The organism is Leucobacter luti, from assembly GCF_004217175.1.
Classification (GTDB): Bacteria; Actinomycetota; Actinomycetes; order Actinomycetales; family Microbacteriaceae; genus Leucobacter; species Leucobacter luti.
The window spans coordinates 377533-392967 of record NZ_SHKI01000005.1 but is presented as its reverse complement, the minus strand read 5'-3'; the positions used below and the strand labels follow the sequence as shown (position 1 = coordinate 392967).

Here is a 15435-nt window from a genome sequence, read left to right as displayed (position 1 = left end):
GCTGTTGCTGTGCCTGAACAGCTCGTCACACGTCGCTGGCCGTCGGAGCGATGGGAGGATCACCTCGGCGAGCAGCTGCGCCGTGCGCGCACGACCGAGGCCCCGGGATCCGCAGGATCCCGGGGCCTCGCACTCCACCGCGACTAGCGCGGGAGCAGGGTGTACTTCGACGAGAGGAACTCGTGGATCCCCTCAAAGCCGCCCTCGCGGCCGAGGCCGGACTGCTTGAGCCCGCCGAACGGCGCCGCGGCGTTTGAGACGAGGCCGGTGTTCAGGCCCATCATGCCGCTCTCGAGCTTCTCGATCATGCGGTGTCCACGGTGGATGTTCTCCGTGAACACGTAGCTGATCAGGCCGTACTCGGTGTTGTTGGCGATCTCGACGGCCTCTTCCTCAGTCGAGAAGCGGATCACGCCGAGCAGGGGTCCGAAGATCTCCTCGCGCATGATCGCCGACTGCGGGGTGAGGTGGTCCACAACGGTGGGCTGGAAGAAGTTGCCCGGGCCGTCGATGACCTCGCCGCCGGTGACGACCGTCGCGCCGGTGTCAACCGCGTCCTGCACGAGGCGAGCGGTGTTAGCCACTGCCTTGTCGTCGACGAGCGCTCCGATGTCGTAGCCCTCCTCGGCGCCGCGGCCGATCGAGAAGGCGGCAACCTTCTCGCTCACGCGACGCACGAACTCGTCAGCGACCGACTCGTGCACGATGACGCGGTTCGCCGCGGTGCAGGCCTGGCCGATGTTGCGGAACTTCGCGAGCATTGCGCCCTCGACGGCGCGATCGAGATCCGCGTCCTCGAACACGATGAACGGGGCGTTGCCGCCGAGCTCCATCGAGGTGCGGAGCACGTTCTGCGCTGCGGCCTCGAGCAGCTTGACGCCCACCGGGGTGGACCCCGTGAACGAGAGCTTGCGGAGACGCGTGTCCGAGAGCAGAGCGCTCGACTGGGCGCTCGACTTCGAGGTCGCGACCACGTTAACCACGCCGGCGGGAAGGCCGGCCTCTTCGAGCAGCTGCGCGAAGAAGATCGTGGTGAGCGGGGTCAGCGCGGCCGGCTTGATGACGACCGTGCAGCCAGCCGCGAGCGCCGGAGCGATCTTGCGGGTGGCCATTGCCAGCGGGAAGTTCCACGGGGTGATGAAGTAGCACGGCCCCACGGGGATGTGCGAGACGAGCATGTTGCCCGTCCCCTCCGGGTTCTCGCGGTAGTCGCCGCGTACGCGGACGGCTTCCTCGGAGAACCAGCGCAGGAACTCGCCACCGTAGTTGACCTCGCCACGAGCCTCGGCGATGGGCTTGCCCATCTCCATGCTCATGAGGAGCGCGAAGTCTTCCTTGCGCTCCATGAGGAGATCGAAGGCGCGGCGCAGGATGTTCGAACGCACGCGCGACGGCGTGGCGGCCCAGGCTTCCTGAGCGGCGACCGCGGCGTCGAGCGCGCGAACCGCGTCCTCAACGGTCGCGTCTGCGATCGACTTGATGACCTCACCGGTTGCGGGATCGTGCACGTCGAGCGTGGCGCCCGAGGTGGACGGCTCCCAGGTGCCGCCGATGCCGAGGCCGGACTGCACGCTATCGAGCAGTTCCTGTTCGTTGGGCTTCAGAGCCATGTGTTCGTGTCCTTTCGGGAGTGACGAGTTAGGCGTTCGCCTTGAGCGCGTCCGCAACGATCTGCAGGCCCTCGCGGAGCAGCTCGTCGGAGATCGACAGCGGCGGGAGGAACCGCACCACGTTGCCGTAGGTGCCGCAGGTCAGGAGAATGACGCCCTGCTCCCCAGCGTACTTGGCGATTGCGCCGGTGAGCGCAGCGGCGGGCTTCATGGAGCCCGACTCGACGAACTCGACTGCCTTCATTGCGCCGCGGCCGCGAATGTCGCCGATGCGATCGTCGCTCTTGCGCAGCTCGGCGAAGAACTCGTCAACGATCGCGCCGATCTCGCGAGCACGCTCGGCGAGGTTCTCCTTCTCGTACGTGTCGATCGTCGCCAGAGCGGCGGCGCAGGCGATCGGGCTGCCGGCGTAGGTGCCGCCCAGGCCACCCGCGTGCGCGGAATCCATGATCTCGGCGCGGCCGGTCACGGCAGACAGGGGCAGGCCGCCCGCGATGCCCTTGGCGGTGGTGACGAGGTCGGGGACAACGCCCTCGTGGTTCGCGGCGAAGAGGTCACCCGTGCGTGCGAAGCCGGTCTGGACCTCGTCGAGGATGAAGACGACCTTGTTCGCGGTGGCCCAAGCCTGCAGCGCGGGGAGGAAGCCCTCGGCCGGCTCGATGAAGCCGCCCTCGCCCTGGATGGGCTCGATGATCATCGCGGCGAGGTTGGCTGCGCCGACCTGCTTCTCGATCTGCGTGATGGCCACCTCGGCGGCTGCGGCTCCCGAGAGGCCGTCGCGGTACGGGTACGACGCCGGAACGCGGTAGACCTCGGGGGCGAAGGGGCCGAAGCCGTCCTTGTACGGCATGTTCTTCGCGGTCATCCCCATGGTGAGGTTGGTGCGGCCGTGGTACGCGTGGTCGAAGACGACGACGGCATTCTTCTTCGTGTAGTGACGCGCGATCTTGATCGCGTTCTCGACAGCCTCGGCGCCCGAGTTGAACAGCGCCGAGCGCTTCTCGTGGTCGCCGGGGGTGAGCTCGTTGAGCTTCTCCGACACCTCGACGTAGCCCTCGTAGGGGGTCACGGTGAAGCAGGTGTGCGTGAACTGCTGCACCTGGTTGATGACGGCCTCGACGACGGCGGGGGCCGAGTTGCCAACGCCGGTCACGGCGATGCCGGAGCCGAGGTCGATCAGCGAGTTGCCGTCGGCGTCGACCATGACGCCGCCACCCGCGGCAACCACGGACACGGGGAGCGCGACGCCGACACCGGCAGCAACCGCGGCGTTCTTGCGCGCGAGGAGCTCCTGCGACTTCGGGCCAGGAATGCTGGTAACGAGCTTGCGCTCCTGCGGAAGCGAGGGGCCGCCGATGACATCGACCATGAGGGTTCTCCTTGGTGTAGGTTTCGCGCCGCGGGTGCACCGGGCACGGGTCCAATTGATTCGGGATCAGCCTAACCCCAAGCCCCTCGGAGCGAGTGTGCCAGAATGGTGTCGAAGCGAATCAACTTTCGACAGGGTGGCACAGCGGGACGCCCGCTCAGAGACGGGGGCAGCGTGGACGAGACCGGGACGCCACACAGCGGCGAGATTCAGCCGTTTTCGGAGGCTCCCGCCGGGGTCTCGCTGCGCCAAACGATCGAGCTCGGCGAGCTGCTCCACCAGTACCAGCTCAGCCTGGTCCTCATCGCCGGCGCCGACGACACGACGGCCGCGCGCGCTGTGCAGTGGGTCCACATCAGCGAGCTCGAAGACCCCACCCCGTTCCTGCCGCCGCGCACCGTGCTCCTCACCACCGGCGCCCGCTTCGACGTGGTGCAGGGCCCCGAGGACGCGCGCGCCTATGTGCAGCGCCTCATCGACGCCGGCACCTCCGCCCTCGGTGTCGCCGTCGGCCTGCACTGGGACCGCATTCCCGCGCAGGTGGTGGCGGCCTGCGACGCCCTCGGCCTCCCACTGTTCCGCGTCCCGTACGACACCGCCTTCATCGAGATCGTCCAGACCGCGGCCAGGCTGCTCGACGCCAAGACGCGCGACCGCGACATCTGGGCGATCGACTCGCAGCGCGCGGTCACCGCCGCATCGCTGCACCGGGACGGCCTGGGCGCGGCGGTGCGGGAGGCCGCGGCGCGACTCGGACGCTGGGTGGGCATCACCGATCGCTCCGGCCGCCTCGTCGAGTTTGCACCGCAGTCGGCGCGCGGCGCGGTGGACGCGGAGTGGATCCGGCGCGAGACCCGACGCCTCGTGGAGCGCGGGGTGAGCGCCGGCCGCATCGGCGGCGGCGAGGGCAGCGGGATCCAGATGCAGGCGCTGGGGCGGCAGGGGCAGGTACTCGGCGTGCTCGTGAGCGAGGACCACGGTGCGCCAGACACCGCCGAGCGCACGCTCCTGGGGCTCGTCTCGGCGCTCGCCACGATCCAGCTCGAGCATCGCAGCGGCGTGGGGGCCGCACAGGCCGCGCTCCGCGGCGCGATCCTCGACCTGCTCATCGGCGAGCAGGTGCAGTTGGCCGAGCGACTCGCCGAGGGCACCCTCACCCGGATCCCCGCCGGCGCGATCGTGGCGGTGCGCTACCGAAGCCCGGCCGAACCGGATCCGAGCTTCGCCGAGGACCTGCAGTCGCTCGACGCGGGAAGCCCCGGCCTCATTGGCGCGAGCTACCGGGACGCCCCGCTCGTGATCGCCGAAAGCCGACACCTCCCGGCGCTCAAGCGGCTCCTCGTGGCGCACCGACTCCCCGCGGGCATCTCGGAGCGGGGCACCCTCAGCGCGCTCAGCGAGCTCGTGGGGCAGGCGGATCGCGCGCTCGAGTACGCGCTCGGTTCGGCCGCAGCGGTGCCCGTCGACTACCGCCCCGAGCTCCACGGCGGCGTGCTCCGCCTGCTCGCGGCGCAGCCCGAGGCGGTCGTCCGCGCGGCGGCGCTCCTCGCACCGATCCGCCACCACGACGAGCGGCACGGCGACGTGATCGAGGAGAGCCTCGCGACCTGGCTCGCGCACCACGGGCAGACGAGCGCGGCCGCGACCGAGCTCGGGGTGCACCGGCACACGCTCAAGGCGCGCGTCCACACCGCGGCGAGCCTGCTCCAGCTCGACCTCGACTCCCCCGACTCCCGGGCCGAGCTCTGGGCCGCCCTCCGACTCCTGGCGGACGCCTAGGGCGCTCGGCTACGCGCCGAAGCGAGCCTGGATCTCCACGCGCACGCTGATGTCGTGCACCGTCACCTCGGGCGGCGCAGCACCGTCCGCGAGCGCGAAGCGCGGGGCACCGATCGGGCTGATCCCGCCCCCGCCGCCCGCGCTCGCGTCGCGCAGCTCGCGAAACTCGGTGACCGGAGTGCCGAGCGCCGCCGCGAAATCGTCGGCAGCGGTGCGGGCGTCGGCGACCGCGTCGGCGCGCAGCTCGCGCAGCACCGCCTCGCGCGCGTCTTCACTCAGCTTCCACGACACCCGCGGGTCGACCCCCGCCTCCGAAAACTCGGTGGTGAGCGCGCCCACCTGCCCGAGCTCAACGAGCTCGATCGAGACGCTCACGCTCGCGCGGTGCTCCACCACCTGCGCGCCGGACTCGTCGCGCCAGCTGTTCGTGTACGTACTCACGGCCTCCGCGGCGTAGCTCTCCGCGATGCCGGCCCCCACCAGCTGCTGCGCCCGGGCCACGATCAGCTCGTGGAGCGCCCCGGCCGCCGCGATCACGGCCTGGCGCTCGGGCCCCGCGCTCGACGCGCTGAGCTGGAGCTCGGCGCGGTCGGCGGGCAGACGCCGCTCGGCGGATCCGGTCACCACAATTTCAGTCATTCCACTCCCCCTGGGTGTCTGCGGCGCTCGCGTAGCGCCACCAGTTGAAGACTAGCTGGCGGGCCGAGGGGCCGTCCAGGTCGGCGCGGGCCCGCTCACGCCCCCGGCCAGCGCACCACGTACGGGTCCCAGCCGGTCGGCTGCAGCGGCGCGCCGTCCAGGGTGACCTCGGAGCGCTCGGTCGCAGCGACCACCCGGCCGATCGCCACAAACCCGCCCGGCAGCCCGGCGGCCTGCACCGCGGCGGGGAACGTCGCGAGGAGCCCGTGATCCTCACCGCCCGTGAGCATCGCGGGCACGGGCACCTCGACGCCGCGCTGCAGCCCGAAGCCGCGCTCCAGCCACGCCCGGTCGAGTTCGAGCCGCACGCCGCTCGCGCGCGCGAGCCGGTCCGCGTCGATCGAGAGCGAGTCCGACACGTCCATCATGGCGGTCGCTCCGGCCGCGGCCGCCACCGCGCCGAGTTCGATCGGCGGTGCGGGGGCCAGCTGCGCCGCGAGGATCTCGGGGTGCGCGGCGCGCAGCGCGGGGAGGGTGCGCGCGTGCGCGGTGCCGTCGGCGTCCGCGGCCTCGGCGAAGAGCAGCGAGAGCCCCATGCCGGCGAGACCGAGGTCGCCGGCGTAGGCGACCACGTCGCCGGCTCGCGCACCGGCGCGCGTCACCGCGGGCCGCCCCGCGAGCTCCCCCAGCGCGGTGACGGCCGCCGTGAGGACGGGGGCCGTGCCGAGGTCGCCGCCGATCACGCCGCAGCCCGGCGCGAGCTCACAGCACGCCGCGTTCATGCCGGACGCGATCTCTTCGAGCAGCGCGACCGGAGTGTCGCGCGGCACGGCGAGCGCGAGCGTCAACCCGATGGGCCGCGCCCCCATCGCCGCGACGTCGGACAGGTTCGTCGCGGCGAGCTTCCAGCCGAGGTCGAAGCCGCCGTGCCAGGCAGCTCGGAAGTCTGGGCCTTCGATCATCGTGTCGGTGGTCACCACGAGTTCGCCGCTGGGCCGAAGCACCGCGCAGTCGTCGCCGGGGCCGAGCAACGCCGCGGGGGCCGGGGCGAGCCGCGCGAGCACCCGAGCCAGCACGCCTGATTCTCCGAGTTCACCAACGGTCAGCGTCATCCCACTACGCTACCGCGCCCGGCACCCGGCGTCCGGCGTCCGCACAGGATCCGGAGCCGGCCCCGGTAGACTCGGGGTCATGTTGCGCCTGCCGTCTCGCCCGTCCCGTGTTCGCCGACTGGGCGCCGTCTCCGCGGTTGCCGCGGCGCTCGGCGTTGCGGCGTTGACGGGCTGCGCTGGCCAGGTGCCGATGCACCCCGCTGAGGACGCGAACAACCCGGCGTGCGCCGACGTGATCGTGCGGCTCCCCGACACGGTGGCCGAGCAGAAGAAGCGCACTACGAACGCGCAGGCCACGGGCGCCTGGGGCGAGGAGGCCGCAGTGCAGCTGGTCTGCGGGATCGAGCCGAGCGGCCCCACGACCGACACCTGCGTCAACGTGAACGGCGTCGACTGGGTGATCGACGAGTCTTCTGCGCCGATCTACCGCTTCGAGGCGTACGGCCGCTCCCCCGGACTCGCCGTGTACGTTGACGGCGAGCAGGTCAGCGGCACCGACGTAGTCGTCGACCTCAGCGCGGTCGCGAAGGAGCTGCCGCAGGAGCGCAAGTGCACGAGCCTCGGCGACACGCTCGACCTCACGAAGCCGCAGGCGTAGCGGGCCGCAGCACTCGCCCCCGGGCAGCGCAGCGGCGCCGCATGCGGTACCACAGCGCACAGCGGCTCCGCCGCGCAGCATCACAGCAGCTCCGCCGCGCAGCTCGCCCCCGCAGCCCGACTCGCGCCTAGTAGGCGGGGCGCTTCTCGATCGCGAGCTCGATGAGCTCGGTGATGAGCTCGGAGTAGCTCACACCGGACGCCTCCCACAGCCGCGGGTACATCGAGATGGGGGTAAAACCGGGCAGCGTGTTGATCTCGTTCAGCACCGGACCGGTCTCGGTGAGGAAGAAGTCGATGCGCGCGTGTCCGGCGCACTGCGTCACGTTGTAGGCACGCACCGCGGCGTCACGGATCGCCGCGAACTCCGCATCGGTCACGTCGGCGGGCAGCGCGAGGTCGACCCCCGCGGCCCCGAGGTACTTCGCCTCGAAGTCGTAGAAGTCGCGGCCTGAAAAGACAATCTCCCCGATGACCGAGCTGGTGCGCGGCGCGGCTTCGCCACGCCCCTCCAGCACGGCGATCTCGACCTCGCGGCCGGTCACGCCCGATTCGATCAGCACGGTCCGGTCCTCGGCGAACGCGAGGGTGAGCGCGGCGGGGATCTCCGCGGCCGCGACCACGCGGCTGACCCCCACACTCGACCCGGCCCGCGCGGGCTTCACGAAGAGCGGGTAGGTGAGTCCCTCGTCGAGCGACTCGACCAGGTACGGATCCGCCGCCACCTGCTCGCTCGTCACCGTGCGCCACGGCGCCACCGCGATCCCGGCGTCCGCGAGCACGGTCTTGACCACGTGCTTGTCCATGCAGAGTGCGGAGCCGAGCACGCCGCTGCCCACGTAGGGCATGTCGACGAGGTCGAGCATCCCCTGCACGGTGCCGTCCTCCCCGTAGGGCCCGTGCAGCATCGGCAGCACCGCGTCCACGTGGCCGAGGCTGCGCAGCGTCCCGGTCTGTTCGATCACGGTGATGGTCTGCGTGGCCGTGGAGGCGGGCCACAGCACGCGCGTGCCGTTGTCGTGAACCTCGGGCAGCGCGCCGGCCTCGAGCCGGTAGTCGGCCAGGTCGTCCTCGCGCATCAGCACGGTGGCGCCCTGTCGGGTCATGCCCACGAGGATGACGTTGAACTGTGACCGGTCGATTGCGCGCAGCACGCCGGCGGCGGTCACGCAGCTGATTCCGTGCTCGCTGGAGCGGCCACCGAAGAGGATCACCACGGTGCGGGGGGCCGATCCTGCGCTGCGGATGGGGCCGGTTGCCACGGGCCCTGTTGCCGCCAGGCCGGTTACGCTCTCGTTCTCGCTCACGCTGAGTTTCCCTTCATTCGGTTCACCAGTCGACGCCAACGCCCCTCCGCGGGGGCCTCAAGCCGTTGCTCCGGCCGCGGCACGTCGTCCTCGGTCGCGAGGTGCGGGCCGAGGTTTGCGGGCGCCATTGTGCCACTGAGCACCATTTGCACCTGCTCAACGATGGGCATCACGATTCCGCGCTCGCGGGCGAGCTCAAGCACGGGCGGTACCGAGGTGATGCCCTCGGCAACCTGCTGCATCTGCTCGCGCGTCTCCTCCTGCGAGTACCCCTGCCCAATGAGCCGGCCCGCGGTGTTGTTTCGCGAGAGCGGCGACTGGCAGGTCGCGATCAGGTCGCCCAGGCCGGCGAGTCCCGACAGCGTGGCGGGGTCGGCGCCGGACGCGACCGAGAACTCGGTCATTTCGGCGAGGCCGCGCGTGATGATCGCCGCTTTCGTGTTTTCACCGTAGCCGACGCCGTCGACGATGCCGATCGCGAGCGCGATGAGGTTTTTGAGCACGCCGCCCAGCTCGGTGCCGATCACGTCCGTGTTGACGTAGGTGCGGAAGTAGGGCGCTGAGGCGGCGGTGGCGATCTCCTCGGCAACGGCGAGGTCTACGCAGGACGCGACGGCGCCCGTGGGCTGCTCCTTCGCGATCTCGAGCGCGATGTTGGGGCCGGACACCGCGCCAATGCGCTCCGGCGGAAGATCGAGCGTGTCGGCAATCACCTCGGACATGCGCATCGTGGTCGTCTTCTCGACGCCCTTGACGAGGCTCACGAGCACGCTGCGTCGGTCCAGGAACGGCTCGATATCGAGCAGGTTCTGACGCAGCGTCTGGCTGGGCACCGCGAGGAACACGAGCCGCGCCCCGCGAAGCGCTGTCGCGAGATCACTCGTTGCGGCAAGCCCCTTCGGGAGGTTGATACCCGGCAGGTACTGCGTGTTACGGCGCGCGACCTGAATCTCGTTCGCGAGCTCCGGGCGCCGAGCCCAGATCGTCACGTCGCACCCAGCGTCAGTGAGGATCTTCGCGAAAGTGGTCCCCCAGCTCCCCGAACCGATCACGGCGACCTTACGCCCCCGATTTCGCGTGCCGTTGCCGCGAACGACCGGAATTGAATTGGTACTCAAAAGCGTCCTGTCTCACTCTGCTGGTGCTTGGTGGGGTCCCACCGCTCGGGCGGCGGCGTCTCACCACGAAGCTCGGCGAGCAGCGCGGTAATGGCGTCCATCAGGTCCCGGGTAGCCTCGTTCATCACGCGCTGGTCGAGCGGCCGATCGGCGTACTTGCTCAGGTCGAGCGGCTCCCCCACTGACACGTGAATCGTCTTGCGCGGGAACGGGTGGATCCGCTTCGCGTAGCGCGGCATCAGCTCCTGCGTGCCCCAGTGCGCAACGGGGATCACGGGGATCCCTGATTCGAGAGCGAGCCGGATCGCGCCGGTCTTTCCCCGCATGGGCCACAGCTCTGGGTCGCGCGTCAGCGTCCCCTCCGGGTACACGATCACCCCGGAATCGTTCGCGATCAGCTCCGCGGCCGCGCCGATCGGGTTTGCGCTCCCCGCGCCCGGGCGCGCCGCGCCCACACGCTCCACGGGGATCTGGCCCGATGCGCGGAGCAGCCTGCCAAAGACCGGGATCTTGAACAGGCTCGCCTTCGCCATGAACCGGGGCAGTCGCCCCAGGTGCCACACCGCCGCCCCTACCGCGATCGGGTCAATCTCGCTGTAGTGGTTCGGCGCGATAATGAACGGCCCCGTCTGCGGGAGCTTCGACTGCGGCGTGAATCGATAACGCACCATCAGCGACCAGATCGGGAGCACCAGGCCGGAGAGCACCCAGAACACCGAGGGGCGCCGCTTCTCGGCTGAGGAGCGGCCCCGGATCTTCACCGTGTCAGTCATACTTCCCATTATCCCGGAGGCGCGGTCCTCAGGCTGCATGCCAAACCGCGTCTCCGCAGATCGTGCGGAAGTTCTCAGCCGCTCAGCTCTCGTAGACGAAGTCGGCGCCCAGCAGGTGCAGCTTCTCGATGAAGTTCTCGTAGCCGCGAGAGATGATCCCGAGGTTCGTGACCTTCGACTGCCCCTCCGCGGTGAGCGCCGCGATGAGGTGGCTGAACCCGCCGCGCAGATCCGGCACCTCGATGTCGGCGCCCGTGAGCGGCGTGGGTCCCGTGATCACGGCGGCCTGCTCGAACTCGCGGCGCATCACGCGCCGCTCGTCCGCGGCGAGGCCGTCCTTGTGCACCACAATGTTGGCGCCCATCTGGTTGAGCGCGTCGGTGAAGCCGAAGCGGTTCTCGTACACCGTCTCGTGGATCGTGGAGACGCCCTGCGCCTGCGTGAGCGCCACAACGAGCGGCTGCTGCCAGTCGGTCATGAAGCCGGGGTGCACGTCGGTCTCGATCGTGACGGGCTTGAGGTCGCCGCCCGGGTGCCAGAAACGGATCCCGTCGTCGTGCACGTCGAAGTCACCGCCGACCTTGCGGAAGACGTTCAGGAAGGTCATCATCTCTTCCTGCTTCACGCCGCCCACGAACACGTCGCCCTTGGTCGCGAGCGCGGCCGCAGCCCAGCTGGCGGCCTCGTTGCGGTCGAAAATCGCGCGGTGGTTGTAGCCGCGCAGCTCCTCGACGCCCTCGATGAAGATCACCCGGTTGGGCTCCATCGAGATGATCGCGCCCATCTTCTGCAGGATGCAGATCAGGTCGACAATCTCGGGCTCGATTGCGGCGTTGCGCAGCTCGGTCTGGCCCTCGGCGAGCACCGCGGTGAGCAGCACCTGCTCGGTCGCGCCGACCGACGGGTAGGGCAGCTCGATGTTCGCGCCCTTGAGGCCGTTGGGGGCCGTGAGGCTGATCCCGCTGGGGAGCTTCTCGATCACGGCGCCGAACTCGCGCAGTGCGTCGAGGTGGAAGTCAATCGGACGATCGCCGATCCGGCAGCCGCCGAGGTCGGGGATGAACGCCTCGCCGAGGCGGTGCAGCAACGGCCCGCAGAAGAGGATCGGGATCCGTGAGGAGCCGGCGTGCGCGTCGATGTCGGCCTTGTGCGCCATCTCGACGTTCGACGGATCGAGACGCCACTCGCCCGCCTCTTCACCGCGGGTGATCAGCACACCGTGCAGCGCGAGCAGGCCGGCGACCACGCGCACGTCCGAAATGTTCGGCACGTTGCGGAGCACGCTCGGGGTCTTCCCGAGGAGCGCGGCAACCATCGCCTTGGTGGCGAGGTTCTTGGCGCCGCGCACCTCGATGCGGCCCTTGAGCGGACGGCCACCGTTGATGATGATCTCGTCGGAGGTGAGGCCGACGCGGGCGCCCGCCTTCTGCGCGTCGAGCTTGCGGCCCGCGGCGTCCTGTTCCTCGGGGCTGGGCTTCAGCGCGTCGGTGGGGACGTCAACCGCTTCCTCAAGGACGCGGTCGGTGTCAGAAGTGTTCACTGCATCAGTCACTCGGTGTCTCCGAACTCTAGGCCGACTGGGCCGGCTGGGTCGTCGTGGGCATCCACGCGGGGCGGCGGGCTTCGAACTCCGAAATCGCTTCCTCATTGCGAAGCGTCAGCGAAATGTCGTCGAGGCCCTCCATGAGGCGCCACCGGGTGTAGTCATCAATCTCAAACGGAACGGTCAGATCGCCGACCGAAATCTCGCGGTTCTCGAGGCTCACCTGAAGCTCTACGCCGGGGGTCTCGTCCATCGCAGCCCACAGGCGCTCGACGTCCGGCTCGGTGACCTGCGCGGCGAGTAGGCCCTGCTTGCCCGAGTTGCCGCGGAAAATGTCCGCGAAGCGGGGCGAGATCACGACTTTGAAGCCGTAGTCGCGCAGCGCCCACACGGCGTGCTCGCGGGAGGAGCCGGTGCCGAAATCGGGACCGGCGACGAGAATGCTGACCCCCGCGTACTGCGGCTGGTTCAGCACGAAGTTCTCGTCCTGGCGCCAGTGGTGGAACAGCGCGTCCTCGAAACCGGTCTTCGTGACCCGCTTCAGAAACACCGCGGGGATGATCTGGTCGGTGTCAACGTTCGAGCGCTTCAGCGGCGCGGCGATTCCGGAGATGGTGGTGAACTTTTCCATGTTGATCAGGCCTCCACCTTCTCGGTTGCGTCGTGCGTAATGCCCTGCTCGGCGTCGCTCCGCAGATCCCACGGGCTCGAGAGCGTGCCGCGGATCGCGGTCGCCGCCGCGACGAGCGGCGACACGAGGTGCGTGCGCCCGCCCTTGCCCTGGCGGCCCTCAAAGTTGCGGTTCGAGGTCGACGCGCAGCGCTCGCCGGGCTCGAGCTGGTCGGGGTTCATTCCGAGGCACATGGAACAGCCCGCGAAGCGCCACTCGCCACCGAACGCCTCGACGATCTTGTCGATCCCCTCGGCCTCGGCCTCGAGCCGCACGCGCGCCGAGCCGGGCACCACCATCAGGCGTACGCCGTCTGCCTTGCGCTTGCCCTTGATCAGGTCAGCGAAGGCGCGCAGATCGTCGAGCCGACTGTTGGTGCACGAGCCCATGAACACTGCGTCGACCGGAATCTCCTTCATCGGCGTGCCCGCCGTGAGGTCCATGTACTCAAGCGCGCGCTCGGCGGCGGCGCGCTCGTTCGGGTCTGCAATCTGCGCCGGATTCGGCACGTTCTCGCTGAGCAGAACGCCCTGACCCGGGTTGGTGCCCCAGGTCACAAACGGCTCGAGCTCGGAGGCGTCGATGAAGACCTCAGCGTCGAACACGGCACCCTCGTCGGTGGGCAGCGTCTTCCAGTACTCCACGGCCGCGTCCCAGTCAGCTCCGGTGGGCGCGGCCTCGCGCCCCTTCACGTACTCGAATGTGGTCTCGTCGGGAGCGACCATGCCGGCGCGGGCGCCCGCCTCGATCGACATGTTGCAGATGGTCATGCGACCGTCCATGGAGAGACTGCGGATCGCGGAGCCGCGGTATTCGAGCACGTAGCCCTGACCGCCGCCCGTGCCAATCTTTGCGATGACCGCGAGGATGATGTCCTTGGCCGTGACGCCCGGGCGCAGCTCACCCTCGACCGTGATCGCCATGGTCTTGAACGGCTTCAGCGGGAGCGTCTGCGTCGCCATGACGTGCTCGACCTCGCTCGTGCCGATCCCGAACGCGAGAGCGCCAAACGCGCCGTGCGTGGAGGTGTGGCTGTCGCCGCACACGACCGTGATCCCCGGCATTGTGAGCCCGAGCTGCGGCCCCACCACGTGGACGATGCCCTGCTCTTTGTCACCCAGCGGGTGGGCACGCACACCGAAGTCTGCGACGTTGTGCCGCAGCGTCTCGATCTGCAGCCGGCTCGTGGGGTCTTCGATCTGGCGGGTGATGTTGAGGGTGGGGGTGTTGTGATCCTCGGTCGCGATCATCAGGTCGACCCGACGCAGTGGCCGGTTCGCGGCGCGCAGGCCGTCGAACGCCTGCGGGCTCGTGACCTCGTGGATCAGGTGGAGGTCGATGTAAATGAGATCTGGCTCGCCCTTCTCGCCCTTGACGACCACGTGGTCGTCCCACAGCTTCTCGGCGAGGGTGCGCGGCCGCTTCGCCGCTTCAGTGTTCAACCCAGACGCATTCTGATTACTCATCTTTTTGCTTCTCTTCTCAGTCTCTACGCTCTATAAGCTCTGCGCCGCACGAATTATTCCGGCGTGATGCGCGGTGAGGATTCGGCCATGCGGAAACTCCGCGACGGGGCGGCCGATCGGCTAGAGCCCGTCGCGGCTGTGAAGAAGCAGTCGCCGCAAACGCATGCCGACGAGTCTACCACCGGGGACCCTGACAACACGGCATCCCCGACTCGCGAGGCGAGCCGGGGATGCCGAAGGGGTGTTGCCGGGGTGTTGACTACGACGCTGTGTCGTCGGTATTCGTCTCGGCTGACTTGATCTCGGCGGCGCCGAGGTGCAGGCGCTCGCCGTGCGCCTTCGCGTCGCGCTTCGCCTTGACCACGCTGGCGATCGTCGCCACGCCCATCGCGAGCACGATGAACCCGAGGGACATTCCCGTGCTGATCTCGGGCACCGGCACGTGCTCCCCGCCGTTGATGAACGGCAGCTCGTTCTCGTGCAGCGCGTGGAGGATCAGCTTCACGCCGATGAACGCGAGGATCGCGGCGATCCCGTACTTGAGGTACGGGAGGCGATCGAGCAGTCCGCCCAGCAGGAAGTAGAGCTGGCGCAGGCCCATCAGCGCGAACACGTTCGCTGTGAAGACGATGAACGGGCTCTGCGTGATGCCGAAGATCGCGGGGATCGAGTCGAGCGCGAACAGCAGGTCGGTGGCGCCCAGCGAGATGAGTACGAGCAGGAACGGCGTGAACATCCGCTTCCCATCGACCGTGGTGCGGAGCTTGCCGCCGTCGTACTCGTCGCTGAAGGGCATGACCTTCTTCACCTGGCGAATCAGCCAGCTCTCGCCCTGCTCGCCGTGCCCACCGGGCTTGACCTGCTGCCAGGCCGTCCAGATCAGCCAAGCGCCGAACAGGAAGAAGATCGCGATGAACTTCTCGATGATCGCGGCGCCCACAAGGATGAAGATGCCTCGGAAGACGAGCGCGAGCACGATGCCGATCATGAGCGCGCGCTGCTGATAGGCGCTGGGTACCTTGAACGCGGCGAGGATCAGCACGAACACGAACAGGTTATCGATCGAAAGGCTGTACTCGGTGAGCCAGCCCGCGAGGAACTCGGTGCCGTGCTGCACGTCTCCGAGCAGGAAGATCGCGCCGGCGAACACGAGCGCGAGCAGCACGTAGAAGCCGACCCAGAGGCTCGCCTCGCGCATCGAGGGGACGTGGGGGCGCTTGATGATGAGCAGCAGGTCGATGACCAGGATCGCCACGAGGACGACCATTGATCCGATTTCGAACCAGAGCGGCAAGACAGGTGTCACGGTGAGGGACTTCTCCTTCGGAAGGCGCGGTGGGTGCGCGTAAGGCCGAAAGTCTCTTCCCGACGCTGCCTCGCGGCTGCATCGCGCCAGCACCGGCCCCGCGATCTGCGCGGAGCGTATTGACGAGGCTGGCGAGGCGGAATACT

The 15435-nt window shown here is 69.1% G+C and carries 14 protein-coding genes; 3 read left to right on the top strand and 11 right to left on the bottom strand.

The window, feature by feature from the left end; translation table 11 throughout:
* The first annotated feature begins 9 nt into the window (after window positions 1-9).
* Window positions 10-147 carry a hypothetical protein gene (locus EV139_RS16025; RefSeq protein ID WP_157993034.1) on the top strand — a complete coding sequence of 46 codons (138 nt, stop codon included), beginning with the start codon at window positions 10-12 and terminating at the stop codon, window positions 145-147.
* Here the strand turns inward: EV139_RS16025 and EV139_RS10830 are convergent.
* Together EV139_RS10830 and gabT are read right to left on the bottom strand one after the other, a co-directional pair.
* A complete protein-coding gene (locus EV139_RS10830) occupies window positions 144-1610 on the bottom strand; it encodes an NAD-dependent succinate-semialdehyde dehydrogenase (protein WP_130454339.1) in 1467 nt (488 codons plus the stop codon). The two genes, EV139_RS16025 and EV139_RS10830, sit on opposite strands and share 4 nt — an antisense overlap.
* Before the next feature lie 28 nt (window positions 1611-1638).
* Window positions 1639-2979 carry a 4-aminobutyrate--2-oxoglutarate transaminase gene (gene gabT / locus EV139_RS10825; protein ID WP_130454338.1) on the bottom strand — a complete coding sequence of 447 codons (1341 nt, stop codon included), beginning with the start codon at window positions 2977-2979 and terminating at the stop codon, window positions 1639-1641.
* 174 nt (window positions 2980-3153) lie between these two features.
* On the opposite strand from gabT, the gene EV139_RS10820 reads away from it, so the two are divergent.
* Complete coding sequence (locus tag EV139_RS10820; protein WP_241989027.1) at window positions 3154-4758, top strand: PucR family transcriptional regulator; 1605 nt, start codon at window positions 3154-3156, stop codon at window positions 4756-4758.
* Window positions 4759-4767: 9 nt separating this feature from the next.
* On the opposite strand, the gene EV139_RS10815 is transcribed toward EV139_RS10820, so the two are convergent.
* Window positions 4768-5397 (bottom strand): SIMPL domain-containing protein, encoded by a 630-nt coding sequence (locus EV139_RS10815; protein WP_130454336.1) that lies wholly within the window; start codon window positions 5395-5397, stop codon window positions 4768-4770.
* A 95-nt stretch (window positions 5398-5492) separates the two neighbouring features.
* Window positions 5493-6509, bottom strand: a complete 1017-nt coding sequence (thiL, locus tag EV139_RS10810) for a thiamine-phosphate kinase (RefSeq protein ID WP_130454335.1) — start codon at window positions 6507-6509, stop codon at window positions 5493-5495.
* 79 nt (window positions 6510-6588) lie between these two features.
* On the opposite strand from thiL, the gene EV139_RS10805 reads away from it, so the two are divergent.
* Window positions 6589-7107, top strand: coding sequence for a DUF3515 family protein (locus EV139_RS10805; RefSeq protein WP_130454334.1), 519 nt, complete (start codon window positions 6589-6591; stop codon window positions 7105-7107).
* A 127-nt stretch (window positions 7108-7234) separates the two neighbouring features.
* On the opposite strand, the gene EV139_RS10800 is transcribed toward EV139_RS10805, so the two are convergent.
* The 7 genes from EV139_RS10800 to EV139_RS10770 all read right to left on the bottom strand — a co-directional run bounded on the left by EV139_RS10800 (window position 7235) and on the right by EV139_RS10770 (window position 15289).
* Window positions 7235-8368, bottom strand: coding sequence for a D-alanine--D-alanine ligase family protein (locus EV139_RS10800; protein WP_420029117.1), 1134 nt, complete (start codon window positions 8366-8368; stop codon window positions 7235-7237).
* A 41-nt stretch (window positions 8369-8409) separates the two neighbouring features.
* Window positions 8410-9531, bottom strand: a complete 1122-nt coding sequence (locus tag EV139_RS10795; RefSeq protein ID WP_130454333.1) for an NAD(P)H-dependent glycerol-3-phosphate dehydrogenase — start codon at window positions 9529-9531, stop codon at window positions 8410-8412.
* On the bottom strand, window positions 9528-10304 hold the full coding sequence (locus tag EV139_RS10790) for a lysophospholipid acyltransferase family protein (protein ID WP_198677541.1): 777 nt from the start codon (window positions 10302-10304) through the stop codon (window positions 9528-9530). Before EV139_RS10790 ends, EV139_RS10795 begins: the two co-directional genes overlap by 4 nt.
* Before the next feature lie 82 nt (window positions 10305-10386).
* Window positions 10387-11694, bottom strand: coding sequence for a UDP-N-acetylglucosamine 1-carboxyvinyltransferase (murA, locus tag EV139_RS10785; protein ID WP_241989039.1), 1308 nt, complete (start codon window positions 11692-11694; stop codon window positions 10387-10389).
* 178 nt (window positions 11695-11872) lie between these two features.
* Window positions 11873-12478 (bottom strand): 3-isopropylmalate dehydratase small subunit, encoded by a 606-nt coding sequence (leuD, locus tag EV139_RS10780; protein ID WP_130454332.1) that lies wholly within the window; start codon window positions 12476-12478, stop codon window positions 11873-11875.
* A 5-nt stretch (window positions 12479-12483) separates the two neighbouring features.
* Window positions 12484-13983 (bottom strand): 3-isopropylmalate dehydratase large subunit, encoded by a 1500-nt coding sequence (gene leuC / locus EV139_RS10775; RefSeq protein WP_130454331.1) that lies wholly within the window; start codon window positions 13981-13983, stop codon window positions 12484-12486.
* A 259-nt stretch (window positions 13984-14242) separates the two neighbouring features.
* Entirely contained in the window at window positions 14243-15289 is a 1047-nt protein-coding gene (locus tag EV139_RS10770) for a TerC family protein (RefSeq protein ID WP_130454330.1), read from the bottom strand.
* Window positions 15290-15435: the final 146 nt, after the last annotated feature.